Raw genomic sequence first — 15,254 nt, forward strand, 5'->3', positions numbered from 1 at the left:
GAATTAAACTACTGAGAGCGAAGATTATTTATTCACAATAGAAGAAGTACCACCAAATTTGACGAAGAACCCAAATCTCTTTCAGAGAGCAACAAGCGGTAGCATTACGAATATTATACATTGGCTGCTTTCTTCTGCCTATTCTTAGGAGCACGCGGCCAGTCTTTATCAGCTCCGGTATCATTTTGCTGTTTCATCCATTTTTGCAGTTCCATCGTCAGTTCTGCCTTCTTCTTACTATATTTCTTCACATCCGCCAAATTATTCATTTCAAACGGATCTTTCTTGATATCATATAATTCGAACTCGGGACGATTCTTATAGCGGTTCATGATTTTATGTGCCTGATCCGTGTCCTGTGCTTTCCACGAGAGATACCATTCTGCCTTTTCAATATGCTTTTCTACGTATGTTTCCTCCGGAGTCAAGTTCCAGATTAGACGATAGCGTCCGTCTGAAATAGAACGGATTGGATATGCCGGACCTTCCGGAACATTGTTGTGAACATGATAAGCATACTTATGGTGTGTCTTTGTTTTCCCTTGAAATACATCTACCAGACTCTTTCCATCTATTACGTCAGGCACCTTTCCGCCTGCAACATCGATAAATGTAGGAAGAAGGTCTTCATATTGCACAATAGCGGAAGTCTCCGTACCGGGTTTAATGACACCCGGCCAGGAAGCCACCATCGCCGACTTGACACCGGCGCTCCAATTGGTCCATTTGGCTCCGGCAAATTGCGTACCCTGCTCGGATATGAAAATGACAAGAGTGTTCTGCAACAGATTCTTTTCTTTCAGAATCTGCATAGCATCCCCCACCTGTTGATCGAGCAGGCCGACTTCCGCCAAATATCTGGCATAGTATTCACGCGTCACTTCCGTGTCGATAAACTGTGGCGGCAACTGAAGTTTCTTCCGGTCGAAGACGGAAGCGTCACCACCTGTCCAGGGAGCATGCGAATTAATAGAAGCCAAGACAAGACAGAAAGGTTGGGAAGCATCACGTTCCATAAACTTCTCGATACCTTTGGTATGATAATCAGTGTTTGGGCTTGTACATCCTTTGGGGAATCCCGGTACATCTTCGAACGGGAAGTTAGCCAAAGGTTTGATATGCCACTTCCCGGCCAATCCAACCCGATAACCCAGATTTCCCAGATAAGTGGGAAGAGATTTTACATCGGCATTGACCGAGCTATGGTTGGCGTAACCGCCATGATGCATCGGATACATACCTGTATAAACACAATGCCGGGTAGGCGTACTCATCGAAACAGAATTATACGCACTGTTGAACTTTATCCCCTGTCGAGCCAATGCATCTATATGGGGAGTCTTGTTGTTGACTGCTCCGAAACAGCCTATATCGTAATAGGAGCAGTCATCGGCTATGATTAATAATATATTAGGCTTCGAAGGAGTTTGGGCAAACCCGTTTCCTATCGCCAATCCGCCTAGGAGGCATAAACTAATCATTGATTTTTCCATCTTGTATTATTTTCAATTCATAGGGTTAACAGATTCAACGTACTACTTTCCATTCTTTAGGAGCTTTGAATCCGTCACGACCTTTACCGTAAGGTACTTCCGGTATACAAGGAGTGATCGTGTCATATTTCAGGGCAACCTCATACAAAGCTTTCACAATTTTCTCGTTTCCTGCGCTGGCATTTTTCTTTTCGTAAGGATCTGTTTTATAATCAACCAGAAAGTCCTGTTTCAAATCCAGTCCCGGTTTCATACCTTTTCTAATCAGTTTATAGTCTTTATTGACTACTGCTCCGTGTCCCAGATAAAAATCGCGGTCGATACAGGTCTTTTTACCGTTTAATACAGGGAGGATGCTGATGCCGTCATATTCACGTTTCGGACGGCTGTGATCTCCTACCAAATCTTTCAATGTGGGAACAAGATCAACAAAACCTGTCACCTGTGAACTCAAGTTCTTATATTGTTTCTCTGCCTTCTTCCAATAAAGAACAGCAGGTGCATGTACGCCTCCATCCCACTCGTCGAATTTATGTCCACGCAAAGGTCCTGATGAAGATCCCGGAACACCGGCAGTGCCGTTATCACTAAAGAAGATAAAGAAAGTGTTGTCCATAATTCCTTTCTTCTTCAAGGCATCTACAATAGCACCGATTCCCCTGTCCATACAAGAAACCATTGCACTGTAAGTCGCTTTTTTCTGTTCTTTCGGTGTCAGGCTGTCGAAATTGTTAGTATAGAGTTTTATATCTTTTTCCTGTGCCTGCAAAGGTGTATGAGGTGCATTATAGGCCACATACAACATAAACGGACCTTCTTTCTCGTATGCATCGATACAGCGGATGGCTTCTTTGGTTATCAATTCGGTAGAATATCCTTTGTCGTGGCAGGTTTCCCAGTCGTTGTGCCAGTCCAGTTCACCTTCACGCGTCAGGTCGAAATAATCTATCGCACCGTTCAGATGACCATAGAAATGCGAAAAGCCCCTATTCATCGGATAATGCACTTTCTTGGTATGCCCCAAATGCCATTTACCAATAATAGCTCTGTTCTTATATCCGTTACGTGCCAGCATATCGGCCATCGTTTCTTCATTCTCATCTAGTCCGTCCTCACGCCAGGGCGGAATAACAGCCGAACGGACACCAAACCGATTCGGGTAACGTCCCGTCATCAGTCCCGCACGGGTAGGCGTACTGATGGGAGAAGTGTAAAAGCGTTCGAGTTCCACTCCTTCGCCTACCAGAGCATCCAAACAGGGAGTCTTGATTTCACTACCATGAAATCCTACATCACCCCAACCCAAATCGTCGGCCAATACAATCACAATATTAGGACGCTCTGTCTGCGCATGAAGAAATGCCGGAAGCAGAGTACATCCACAAAGCAAACCAAAAAATTCTTTTTTCATGATATACGATTTATAAATTACATTCTGTGTTTTATTCGTTTTGACTGTGTGACGGCTTATTTTCTCTTTCCCGGCATGTGTTCGAAGGCACGCATCTCGGTAGGTTGTCCTTCGTCTCCACAATCCTTCATCCAGCGTTTCAACTCTTTATCCAAGCGGCTGATGGTAGAAGCTTGTTTCGCGTCCTCCGCCAGATTCTTCATACAATACGGGTCGTTCTTCACATCATACAATTCGATAGCCGGACGATGCTGATATTTAGTCGTCATCGCTTTTGCATGACTATCCGTTTCCGCCAGTCTTTTCCACTCTTTAAACAAAGGAGATTTTGTTTCAACATTCTGGAAAGTAGCTTCCGGGGTGAGATTGACAATATATCTGTATCGGCCGTCGTATACCGAACGGATGCCATAATAAGGCGATCCGGCATTGATGCCTCTCGTGGTCTGAAGGGAGAAAGAATATTTCTTGTGTGCTTTCTTCTTGCCTGTCAATACCGGTTTGAAACTTTCGCCATCCACTTTCGCCTGCGGCTTTCCTCCTATTATATCGACAAAAGTAGGGACAATATCTACGTATTCTACCAACGCGTCACTTACGCTTCCCGGCTTAACCACTCCCGGCCAACGAACGATACAGGCAGAGTGTACCCCCGCATCATAACAAGTCCATTTGGCAAAAGGCAGGCTGTTGCCTTGTTCGCTCAAATATACGACAACAGATTTATCCGTCATTTTTTCCTTATCTAAAATAGAAAGGACATTGCCGAATTCCTGATCCATATAATTGATCTCTGCCAGATAATGGGTAAACAACTCGCGAGTCTGGGGAATATCTACATACATAGGAGGCAGTGTCAGTTTGTCCGCATTAAATTGAGAGGCATCGCCTTTATTCCAAGGAGTATGCGGTTGATTGGAGGCTACAAACAGACAGAAAGGTTCGCCTTTCGCCTTGCAATCGGAAATAAATTTCTGAATTGCTTCAAAATTCAAGTCCCCACCTTTCAAAGGAGGTACATAAAGGTCGAAAGGAAATGCTGATTTCGGGGCAATATGCGATTTCCCGATCAACGCGACTTTATAACCCAACGGTTGCAGATGATGTACAACGCTCAATGTTCCTTCATTGGCACAAGTGTGATTAGGGTAAGCTCCGCTGCGTACAGGCCATACACCTGTATATAGATTATGGCGGGTAGGCGATGACATCGGAACAGCCTGATAGGCTTGTGTGAAACGTACTCCCTGTGTGGCAAAGTGGTCGATATTCGGAGTCTTCGAATCAACACTGCCATAACAGCCCAGATCATAATGAGAACAGTCGTCAGCTATGAACAACAGAAAGTTCGGTTTTTCCGTTTGCTGGGCAAAAGACAGGCTAGTAGCTCCCAAGGCTACGGATGCACTTACTAGTAATTTATTCATTTTGTGTTCCTCCTTTATTTATTTCTTTGGATGCTTAGGTAATACAAAGTTTGCATTCGCCCATTTCTCCCATTCGGCAACTAACTTGGTAAGCACTTCAGGGTGCTGTTCTGCCAGATTGTTACGTTCGGTACGGTCTTTAACCACATCGTACAATTCCCATTCTTTTCCTTTTTCGTCGCGGATTGCTTTCCAGTTTCCCCAGCGGATCGCTCTATTGTTCTGATGTTCCCAATACATATATTCGTGTATAGAGTCTGCTTTCTTTTGAATAGCAGGGAAAAGACTACTGCCTACCAATGGATATATTTTGTTTCCGCCGTGATAAGTTTCCGGATAGGCGGCTCCTGTTGCTTCCAGGATGGTCGGCATAATGTCCGGCAGATAACCGGGAACACGGCACCATTCACCTTTCTTATTCTTCAGATTGCTTTTCCACGACACGATGAGAGGGGTAGAAATACCTCCTTCATAAGAACGGCATTTGTATTTACGGAACGGAGTATTGGAAACCTGTGCCCATGCTCTTCCGTAAGAAGGGAACACGCTACAAGCCGGATTGTTGATTTCAGACACTTTCCCGCCTCCCAATTCAGCGTATGGCTCGGCACAAGCACCGTTGTCGGACAAGAACATGACAAGCGTGTTATCCAGTTTATGATTCTTCTTCAGGTAGTCCAGCAGTTTTCCTACATTATAATCTACACAATGCACCTGCGCTGCATAAACGGCCATCCGGTAGGCTACTTCATCTTTTTCCTTCTCTGTCAGCTCGTCCCATTTCCGATTTTCCCATTCGGCAAACTCTGTATTCGAGTCGATAATTCCCAACTTAGCCATCCGCTTCCGTCTTGCTTCACGAATTTCATCCCATCCTTTCTCACGATAGATCTTCGTGAATTTTTGAATGTCTTCTTCTTTTGCCTGCAACGGCCAGTGAGGAGCGTTAAATGCCAGATATAGGAAGAAAGGTTTATCATCTTTCTGCTCATCAACAAAGCGAATCGCGTAATCGGTAAATGCATCTGTTGTATAATAAGGTGCTTCCGGCTCCGGAAGTTTTGTATTGTCAAGGGTCAAGCCGCGTCCTCCCGATGGACGGAGATAGCTGCAAGCTCCTGCCAAAATTCCGTAGAAGCGTTCAAATCCCCGTTGTAAGGGCCACTTTTCTTCTCCATGCATTCCCAGATGCCATTTACCTGCCATATAGGTATGGTAGCCGCCTTCTTTCAGAACTTCGGCTATTGTGACACAATTGCGGTTGAGGAATCCTTTGTATCCCGGCACTCCCCAATCATTCGGACTCTTCTGGCCGGGATTTTTAAACGGGTCTTCGGACATCTTGACCGATACCTGCCTGATGTTGATATAGCCCTGTCATTAAACTGGCCCGGGCAGGGCAAGAACGTGAAGTGTTGTAGAATTGTGTGAAACGTACTCCTTTGGATGCCAACGCATCAATATTAGGGGTCAGTATTTCTCCACCGTAGCAGCCAATATCGGAATAACCCATATCATCTACCATAATCAGTACGACATTCGGCTTCTCTTGTGCCGAACAAAACGATGCCATCAGTAAGGGGGCAGTCATTAAGAAATTCTTCTTTACCATAGTATTATCAATTATCTGGAAAACAAAAATAGAGAAGTTTATGGAAAAGGAAGGAAAAATGCTAATCAATAAAGAACAAAATCAGGTATATATGATACCAAACAGGTATACAACGCTTTTGTGAACTTTTATTTTTACTATGAATAGTTTTTTTCCTTTATTGAACAATAAGTTTTCTATTTTCAGGCCAATATGTTCTAACTTTGTACGCTAGTTAAAAAACCTACTAAGATGAAAAACAAACGAATTACTTTTCTTCTTTCTTTTTGCTTACCATTAGCAATAGCATGGGGAGAAATACCTCCTGCTAAAACTGTATTTACACAATACATGAACCAGGCACAAACATTCGCCAACAACTATCCGCGAGAGAAAGCCTATTTGCATTTCGACAACACGAGTTATTATGTTGGAGATACGATCTGGTTCAAGGCTTATGTCACTCTCGCCGAAAAGCAGACTTTCAGTCCGATCAGCCGCCCCCTGTATGTGGAACTGGTGGATCAGACAGGACATATAGCAGATAAACAAATCATCAAACTGACGCAGGGAGAAGGGAACGGACAATTCATTCTTCCCCGTTCCATGTTATCCGGCTATTATGAGGTACGTGCCTATACCCGCTGGATGCTTGCTTTCAACGAACCGCAGTATTTCTCACGTACTTTCCCGATTTATCAACTTGCGAATAGTGATAAGCTGGAACGTAGTATCACAACTTACGAACTTAGTCCGTCGATGGAGAACCGTCCGTCGGAAACTAAGGAGAAGTTGAGTGTGCGCTTTTTTCCCGAAGGAGGGCAATTAGTGGAAGGAGTGACTTCGCAAGTGGCTTTCAAGGCGGAGAGTAAAAATGAGGGGAATATAGAATTGTCGGGAACGCTCTATACCAAAGAAGGAGCAGAAATCACTTCTTTCGAGACTTTGCACGATGGAATGGGGCATTTTGAATATACACCTTCTGCACAACCGGCTGTTGCCAAAGTCGATTTTCAAGGAAAGAAATATGAATTTACCCTTCCACAGGCGTTGCCTAACGGGTATGTGTTGAGTACTGTCAACAATGCCGGTGCCCTTTTGGTGAAAGTATCCTGCAATACCGCTACTCCTCAAGACACATTGGCTGTATTTATCAGTTATCAGGGGCGGCCGTATGTTCATCAATTGATTAGTTGCCGGGCGGACGCTCCACAAGAGTTCATTCTGCCTACCCGCAAACTACCGGCAGGTGTACTGCAAGTCAGCCTCATCAACCGAGCTGGTAATACGTTATGCGAGCGTTTTGTCTTTTCCAATCCACGTGCTCCTCTACAACTATCCGCAGAGGGACTGAAAGAGGTGTATACTCCCTACGCTCCTATTCGTTGTGAGTTACAGGTAAAGAATGCCAAAGGAGAACCGGTATCGGGAGATGTATCAGTCAGCATCCGGGATGCCGTCCGGTCAGATTATCTGGAGTATGACAATAACATCTTCACTGATTTGCTGTTAACATCTGATTTAAAAGGATATATCCATCAGCCCGGTTATTATTTTGTATCGCCGTCTCCCCGGAAGCAAACGGAACTGGATATATTATTAATGGTGCATGGATGGCGTAAATATGACATGAGCCAAGCCATTTCTACTGCTCCTTTCACTCCGTTGCAGTTACCGGAAGCTCAATTAGTGTTGAACGGGCAGGTTAAATCAACGATCCTCAAGAATAAGCTGAAAGATATAGCGCTTAGTGTGATAGTGAAGAAAGATGACCAATTTATCACTGGAGGAACCGTGACCGATGAAAACGGTCGTTTCACCATTCCTGTAGAAGACTTTGAAGGAACCACGGAAGCGGTGATCCAAACCCGGAAAGTCGGTAAAGAACGCAACAAGGATGCATCCATCCTGATCGACCGTAATTTCTCACCTGCTCCCCGAGCCTACGGCTACAAGGAGCTTCATCCTGAATGGAAGGACTTGACCCACTGGCTACAAAAAGCCGAGAATTTTGATTCTCTATACATGGATTCTATCCGGAAAGTAGAAGGACTTTATGTATTGGATGAAGTGGAAATCAAAAGCAAACGCCGGCAAGGAAGTAATATGGCTACTAAAATCAATGAGAAAAGCATTGACGCTTATTACGACGTACGCCGTTCTGTAGATTTATTACGTGACAATGGGAAGATTGTCACAACTATTCCGGAATTAATGGAAAAGTTAAGTCCGCAATTCGATTGGGATCGTAGCAATGACAAGCTTACTTATCGGCAGAAACCAATCTGCTATATCATGGATAACCACATTTTATCCGAGACAGAAACTCAAATGATGTTGACCGAAGTGGATGGACTGGCTTCTATCATCATCAGCAAAGGAACCGGAGGCATTGATGACGACATCATTCAAAACACCAAAATGTCCGAAGTTACGGATAGTACGGGAGTGGATATCAGCAAACTGGATAAATACAGTGTTTTCTACCTGATTCCCCTACCCAGACGCGATGTATTGAACAAAAGTCAGACTGCCGTACTTGGTACCCGGCAAACAGTCATTCAGGGATATACTCATGCACTGGAATATTATTCACCTGCCTACCCGACCAAGGAATTGTATATGGATAAAGTAGACAAAAGACGGACGCTCTACTGGAATCCGTCTGTACGGACAGATGAAAATGGAAAAGCTGTGATTGAATGTTATAATAACCAATATTCCACTCCGGTGATTATTCAGGCGGAAACGATGAGTAAGGATGGACAAATAGGAAGTATGAAGTATTCTACAATCGGGCAAGCGGAGCAATAGTTCTTGTTGTAGATAACCTCATAGCCGATATTATTAATGGGGATGAAGTTATTCCTGATCCGGAATCCTTCATCCCCATTATTCTTTCAATGTTTCTATTCATTCCGTTTTAAATGGAATGACAGTTATTTCTTTTTCTGTCCCGGGTAAGGTTCTACCATGCAACGCTTAGCCCATGCTTCGTATGCTTTTGACATTTCTGCCACCTTCTCCGGATATTTAGCAGCCAGATCATGTTGCTCGCTCCGGTCTTCATTCAAATTGTACAATTCCCATTGAGAGTTATTTTTCGGGCGAACCAGTTTCCAGCCATCATTGGAAAGAAAAGCACGTTCGTTGAAGTGTTCAAAGCCCAGATAGTCGTGTCCCTTGCGATGTCCGGTCTTGAAGATAGGAAGTAAGCTCTTTCCTTCCATTGGAAGAATATCATGTCCTTTATAGGTAGTTGGATATTCAGCATCCGCTAAATCGACACAAGTAGCCATGATGTCCATTACATGCCCTATTTCAGATGTCATGCCACCCACGTTCTTTTTAATTCCTTTCGGCCAATGAGCAATCATCGGAGTACAGATACCTCCTTCATAAGATTTAGCTTTCCAAAAGCGGAATGGAGTATTCGCTACATTAGACCAACGGGCTCCCAATGAAGCGTATGTAGTCTGTGGTCCAGGCAATACCTGTTTATTACGCGGGTAAATGATTTTCTTTCCATCACGAGTCATATCCGGACGGTCGTTCTCTCCACCAGACATGTTCTGGCAGTCTTCGTTACTGCAACCATTATCAGACAAGAAAAGAATCAATGTATTATCAAGCTGTCCGGTCTTTTTCAAAGCCTCGATAATTTGTCCGATACCCTGATCTACACGGTCGATCATTGCAGCGTGAACGGCCATCGCACGGGCATCCCATTCTGCATGTGGATTATCTTCCCATTTGTCATGAAACTGACGTTCGGACAAAAAGTTATCCATTCCCGGGAAAACACCCAACTGCTTTTGACGTTCATAACGGGCATTACGGATAGCTTCCCAACCTACTTTATAAGTATCCTTATATTTCTCAATATCTTCAGGAAGTGCATGCAGCGGCCAATGCGGTGCTGTATAAGCCAAGTACATAAAGAATGGTTTATCATCCTTTGCATATTCTTCTACCTCCTGTACGGCACGATCTGAAAGGGCTTGGGTTATATAATATCCTTTGGGTACTTCCTTTATAGGCACTTCACCTTCTACTAAACTGAACGGATCAAAGTAATCCACCACTCCATAAATCACTCCATAGTGAGAATCAAACCCACGATTGACGGGATAATGACATAAATCAGAGAATGTATCATGGAAGACACGGTGTGCCAACCATTCGCGTTGGTCTTTACGCAGAGGAGTTTCGGCAACATGCCATTTTCCAACCATACTGGTGGTATATCCTGCTTCTTTCAACACCTCGGCAATGGTAACGGCATTGCGTGAGAGTGTTCCGCGATAGCCCGGCAAGTGAGCATCAAAGGTCATTCGTCCGATTCCGGCTTGATGTTGGTAAAGTCCTGTCAATAGGGAAGCACGAGTCGGGCAACTACGGCTTGCATTATAGAAATGATTGAATCGTACTCCTTCTTGTGCCAGTTTGTCCAAATTAGGAGTATGAATCTCGCTACCATAGCATCCCAGATCGGAATAGCCAAGGTCATCTGCAAGAATTACCAAGATATTAGGCCGTTTGTCCGATTTCTTGCCTTTCGCCTCTGCTGCAGAATGGCCTGCAACCATCAAGGCGGTCGGTAATAGTAATAATTTAGAATTCATAAGTTTAATATTAGTTTATAATTTGTTTTTCACTGTATTACTCTTTTCCTTTGTCTTTGTTTTCCGCAAACCATTTACATACTTTTTTGCTCAACTTAGCTACGACTTGCGGATGCGACTGCGCCACATCGTTTTTCTCGAATTTGTCTTTTACAATATCGTACAGCTGCGCATCGCTTCCATCGCTATTTATCAATAGCTTCCAGTTGCCACTGCGTATAGCCAGATGAGGACTTCTGTCGTTTGCATTTCCCGGTTTCTTAAAGAATTGGTTTCTACCGAAATCCCACATCAAATCCGTTTTACGTTTAGCTTTCGATTTGCCCAAAAGAACTTTATCATAATTTTGTCCGTCTCCCTGATAACCTTTCTCTGTTTCAATTCCGGCTATCGCACATAAAGAGGGATATAAATCGACTGCACACAGTACGCTCTCATTATTCACTTGTCCAGCCTTTATTTTCTTGGGGTATTTTATAAGGAACGGCATACGAATTCCACCTTCATAAAGGCTGTTCTTCGTTCCTCTTAAATAAGCAGCACGAGCGGATTGGAAACTGGGCGCCGGTCCATTATCACTAGTGAAAATCACGATTGTATTTTCCGACAATCCCAACTCATCCAATGCTTTGATAAAACGTCCGATCTGTTTGTCCATTTCAGCAAGAACAGGGATGAAGGCTTCTTCCGTATTCCAGCTTTTGTTATCCTTTTGCTTAAATTCCGGTACCCAAGGAGTATGCATATCATCCGGCCAGAGATTCAAAAAGAAAGGCTGGTCTTTATGACGTTTGACAAAGTCGATGCTCTTATTTACAAAGTACTCGGTACGTCTCCAGCGTTTTACGCTGTCTTTGGCCGACCATATCCAGTTCGTAGCAGTGATTGCCGGTTCCGGGTCCGGACTTTCATACGTCGATATATATTCGTCAAAACCATAATTTTTAATAGAAGGTGCATTGTGCACGTCGCGCCCGCCTCCCATGTGCCATTTACCTATGTGTCCGGTGGCATAACCTGCACTTTGGAAAGCACGTGCCATGGAAGGATTCTTGTCACTCAAAAAGTTACGCTGTTCACACTTCTTGTTGCTGGCTTTATTATTTAAAAAGGTATTAATTCCTACTTCAATCGGGAATTTGCCTGTTGTCAATCCGCAACGTGAAGGTGAGCTGACCGGTGCGGATGAATAATACTGATTGAATAACAATCCGTCCTGCGCTATCTTATCAATATTCGGAGTAGGAACAAACTTACCTCCATAACAACCGATATCTCCGATTCCCATATCATCTACATAGATGACGACCACATTGGGTTTTGTCTCTGCCTGCATACTGGCCACGGGTAATAAAGCTCCCAACCAAGGCAAATGTTTTTTGATGTTCATAATTATTCTGATTTAATTAACTATGCTTTTTGTCGGTTTCGTGTGACTGACTTACAGAACAAAAGTAAGTAAGTTTTTTAAGAGAAAGGGAAAAATACAAATCAATAAAGGAAAAAAACAGGTAAACAGAGATGGAAGTAACTAATCAGGATCTATTACAAGTAAATAGGGAAGATATAATTTCCATATCTTCCCTATTTCATTATCTATATTATTACCATTCAATCTGCTGGTCTTCATCCGGAATCTGCGTATTGATATTCCGCAGAAGCGTCATACTTCCTGCTACTCTATACTTGATAGGAATTACTTCTGTACCACTACCTCCATAAGTAAAATCTTGGAAGTCGTATTCAAACATAATTTGAACATAACGACGTTCCAAATAAGGGCGTGTCGCGTCCATAACCGAAGTACTACTATAAGTAGGCGTCCCAATCAGTTCAAACTCCATTTCGTTACTTGGATCATCCTGCTTCATATCCAATGTTCCATCTTCTTTGAAGTGCACATTAATTTTGTATTTCTTACGCATATCCTTATCCATATCCTCATTAATCAAACCGGCATAAAAGAATATGGAATTGTTATCTACCACATATCCTGTACGCTTGTCCGTCGTTCTTGCATTCGTATCAGGCTTACCATTTATATAAGTGTACACTTTCATGGAAGAAGCCGTGTACGAACCGGAATAATTATTAAAAGGTACTACCTTCAACAAAGCTTTTGCATAGTTCTTGCGCGGATGACTTTGATAAGCATAGGATCCATCATCAACAATGGTCAACGGTAAAACCCATTTTTCCAACATATCAATGTCTTGCAAATTGAAATCTATATTTAATAGTTCTACGCACGAACCGGCAGGAATATGTACTGTTTCTGGAAATTCATATTTGTCTTCCTCCATTTCCGTATACCATAATTCCGGACGATAAAGACTAAAACGTTCGATATTCAGTGTTTTCAGCGTATCCTTATCTACTGCTATATGTATATCTCTGTCTTGGCTATTCACTGTAGAGCCACTGACAATGATAGGTAGCTGATAGGTCACTTTTCCATTGTCCTTATACCTAACGTAGATGGTAGTAACACCATCGCTTCCTGAAGCGATAGGCGCTTTGAAAGATACGTATTGTTCATACTGCTCATCTTCCCACTCATTATTACAAGCGGTTCCCAAGACGATGACAGCCAATAAACTTAAATAAATATATATATTCTTCATATCATATTCTTATTAGGAGATTAATCATTGTATGTCCATCCCGGGTTCTGCGTCAACCGTTTATTACGTTTTAACTCATCGTGGCTGATAGGCCAGAAATAGAGTTTACGTGAGAAGGCAGTAGGTAAGTCTGCAATTTCAATCGGAGTATAGAATTGTTCTCTCTGCTCTTCTACATCCGACATATAGAAATTACACCCGTAATTTTTCTTGGATTCTTCCACTTCTGCATCTTTCCATCTACGCAAATCAAAATAACGCTGCCCTTCGGCCATGAGTTCAATCTGACGTTCACGTTTCAGTTTCTTACGGAATACATCCCGGTCCTGGTACTCTGGCATTGTATAATCGGGTACACCCGCACGGCGACGTACTTGTCTGATGCCTTTTTTCATTTCATCAACATCACGTTTGACGGAATAACTGGTAGATCCATCCCACGATGGAATGTCGTACGAAGATCCATCTTCCAGTTCATTCAACGCTTCGGCATAAATCAACAGAATCTCGGCAAAGCGGATGGCAGGCTCTGCTTTCGCTTTGATTTCCTTACGATTCGTATCGTCTGGATGCACATATTTCATGATACCGATCCCGGATCGTAAATAGACACCGGTACCAGAGAAACCGTCAGTATTGATACCGTAATAATAGTTAACTTGTTTCTCAACGTCATTCTTATAATCTGTTGTCTCTGCATTTTTCAGCAAAGCCCATACGCAGCCATTGAACGAAACGGATGCATAAAAACGCGGTTCTCTATCCGCATATTCCTTATATACGCCTTCCTTTATTTGAGGATATGTGCCTGCCTCAACTTCCTTTTTGGTAACAAAACGTGTACCGGAAGGATATTCTTCTTTAAAATGTTCTCTACTGAATTCGTCTCCGTTTGCCATATAATAAGCATCACACATCTTTTGTGTCATACCATAAGCATTATTTCCTCCACCCAAAGTTTTCGGCATTTGAAGTTTCACCATTTCAGCAATACTATTGACCCCTTGATTACGCCCACGGCTGAAAATCAACTCCGGGTTCTGATACATCGCTAACGAACCATTGAAAACTGCCCGGTAGGATTCGTAAGGATCTATATCGCTATAGCCACCTTCGTTCCATGTCTTTGTCGAGAAGTCACCATCCTGATAAGGGGTAATGGTAGCAGGATATCCGGGTTCAGCAATGTTAGTTGCCTTTTTGTGGTAGAGTTCATAACGATGACCGTTGTTCTCACCGGGAAGTTCCATCACATCTCTTGCCGCAGCTGCTGCTCTTGCCCACTTATATTCATTGTATTCCTGGGACATCAGACAATTTCCTTCATAGTCTACCAAATCCGAGAACTTATCCGGATCTCCCGGACGGGGATTATTGATAGGACTCGCTGAATATATCAATGCTCTGGCACGAGCCGCCAATGCTGCTCCCCGTGTGGGACGCGCCACCTGATTAATGGCTCGGGTCAGAGGCAAATCCTTGGCTGCCAGACGCATCTCCGATTCAATATATTCCACACATTCATCATACGAACTACGTTGAATTGCCAAATCATCATAATCGGAAGTATAGTCAAGCCCCTCATCTGGTAATAAAGGTACAGGACCATATTTGCGAAGTAACAACCAATAATAGTAAGCACGAACAAAACGTGCCTGCGCTTTCATATCAGCTCTCTCTTCTTCCGTATACTTCGTATTCATATCAATATTTTGGATGAAGATAGATGCTTGACGAATACCTTTATAACTATCGCCCCACGAATGACGGTAACTCTCATCATAAGTACCGGTCTTGAACGTCTTATACGCATCGAGACTATTACCACCGAAGTAAATGTCATCGGCAAAGTTAGTGATTGTATTAAGCATGTTAGACACTTCCAAATTGTATCCGCCTAAAAAGGAATAGGCATGTGCTAACCATTCTTCCGTAGATTCCTTGTCGGTAAAAACATCCTCCAAAGACCGGCGGTCTTTAAAATATTTATCTGAGTCGAGGTTATCCGAACAAGCAACGGCAATTACACTCAATATAATACCAATATACAGTTTATATATCTTTCTCATTTTTCATGCATTTA

8 protein-coding genes and 1 pseudogene are annotated in these 15,254 nt (G+C 43.1%); 1 reads left to right on the forward strand and 8 read right to left on the reverse strand.

The window, feature by feature from the left end:
- Positions 1-113: 113 nt before the first annotated feature.
- The 4 genes and pseudogenes from AB5217_RS06590 to AB5217_RS06605 all read right to left on the reverse strand — a co-directional run bounded on the left by AB5217_RS06590 (position 114) and on the right by AB5217_RS06605 (position 5,943).
- Entirely contained in the window at positions 114-1,493 is a 1,380-nt protein-coding gene (locus AB5217_RS06590; protein ID WP_070782462.1) for a sulfatase, read from the reverse strand.
- Positions 1,494-1,527: 34 nt separating this feature from the next.
- Positions 1,528-2,904 carry an arylsulfatase B gene (locus AB5217_RS06595; protein ID WP_070782461.1) on the reverse strand — a complete coding sequence of 459 codons (1,377 nt, stop codon included), beginning with the start codon at positions 2,902-2,904 and terminating at the stop codon, positions 1,528-1,530.
- Between the two features lie 56 nt (positions 2,905-2,960).
- A complete protein-coding gene (locus tag AB5217_RS06600) occupies positions 2,961-4,331 on the reverse strand; it encodes a sulfatase (protein ID WP_070782460.1) in 1,371 nt (456 codons plus the stop codon).
- Positions 4,332-4,349: 18 nt separating this feature from the next.
- A pseudogene (locus AB5217_RS06605) lies at positions 4,350-5,943 on the reverse strand (arylsulfatase).
- A gap of 231 nt (positions 5,944-6,174) precedes the next feature.
- Between AB5217_RS06605 and AB5217_RS06610 the strand changes: the two are divergent.
- On the forward strand, positions 6,175-8,736 hold the full coding sequence (locus AB5217_RS06610) for a hypothetical protein (protein ID WP_004324422.1): 2,562 nt from the start codon (positions 6,175-6,177) through the stop codon (positions 8,734-8,736).
- A gap of 125 nt (positions 8,737-8,861) precedes the next feature.
- Here AB5217_RS06610 and AB5217_RS06615 read toward each other — a convergent pair whose 3' ends face one another.
- From AB5217_RS06615 to AB5217_RS06630, 4 genes are all read right to left on the reverse strand, one after another.
- Positions 8,862-10,547 (reverse strand): arylsulfatase, encoded by a 1,686-nt coding sequence (locus AB5217_RS06615; RefSeq protein WP_004305240.1) that lies wholly within the window; start codon positions 10,545-10,547, stop codon positions 8,862-8,864.
- Between the two features lie 37 nt (positions 10,548-10,584).
- Complete coding sequence (locus tag AB5217_RS06620) at positions 10,585-11,937, reverse strand: sulfatase (RefSeq protein ID WP_070782581.1); 1,353 nt, start codon at positions 11,935-11,937, stop codon at positions 10,585-10,587.
- Between the two features lie 214 nt (positions 11,938-12,151).
- Positions 12,152-13,171 (reverse strand): DUF4973 domain-containing protein, encoded by a 1,020-nt coding sequence (locus AB5217_RS06625; protein ID WP_004299514.1) that lies wholly within the window; start codon positions 13,169-13,171, stop codon positions 12,152-12,154.
- A 20-nt stretch (positions 13,172-13,191) separates the two neighbouring features.
- Complete coding sequence (locus AB5217_RS06630; protein ID WP_004324420.1) at positions 13,192-15,240, reverse strand: RagB/SusD family nutrient uptake outer membrane protein; 2,049 nt, start codon at positions 15,238-15,240, stop codon at positions 13,192-13,194.
- Positions 15,241-15,254: the final 14 nt, after the last annotated feature.

The organism is Bacteroides sp. MSSM.1001136sp1_RTP21357st2_D2_RTP21359_211015, from assembly GCF_040913205.1.
GTDB classification, from domain to species: domain Bacteria; phylum Bacteroidota; class Bacteroidia; order Bacteroidales; family Bacteroidaceae; genus Bacteroides; species Bacteroides ovatus.

Bases quoted from the DNA above. Each gene is read 5' to 3' on its own strand.
- AB5217_RS06590 (WP_070782462.1), bottom strand. From the start codon at position 1,493: ATGGAAAAATCAATGATTAGTTTATGCCTCCTAGGCGGATTGGCGATA.
- AB5217_RS06595 (WP_070782461.1), bottom strand. From the start codon at position 2,904: ATGAAAAAAGAATTTTTTGGTTTGCTTTGTGGATGTACTCTGCTTCCG.
- AB5217_RS06600 (WP_070782460.1), bottom strand. From the start codon at position 4,331: ATGAATAAATTACTAGTAAGTGCATCCGTAGCCTTGGGAGCTACTAGC.
- AB5217_RS06610 (WP_004324422.1), top strand. From the start codon at position 6,175: ATGAAAAACAAACGAATTACTTTTCTTCTTTCTTTTTGCTTACCATTA.
- AB5217_RS06615 (WP_004305240.1), bottom strand. From the start codon at position 10,547: ATGAATTCTAAATTATTACTATTACCGACCGCCTTGATGGTTGCAGGC.
- AB5217_RS06620 (WP_070782581.1), bottom strand. From the start codon at position 11,937: ATGAACATCAAAAAACATTTGCCTTGGTTGGGAGCTTTATTACCCGTG.
- AB5217_RS06625 (WP_004299514.1), bottom strand. From the start codon at position 13,171: ATGAAGAATATATATATTTATTTAAGTTTATTGGCTGTCATCGTCTTG.
- AB5217_RS06630 (WP_004324420.1), bottom strand. From the start codon at position 15,240: ATGAGAAAGATATATAAACTGTATATTGGTATTATATTGAGTGTAATT.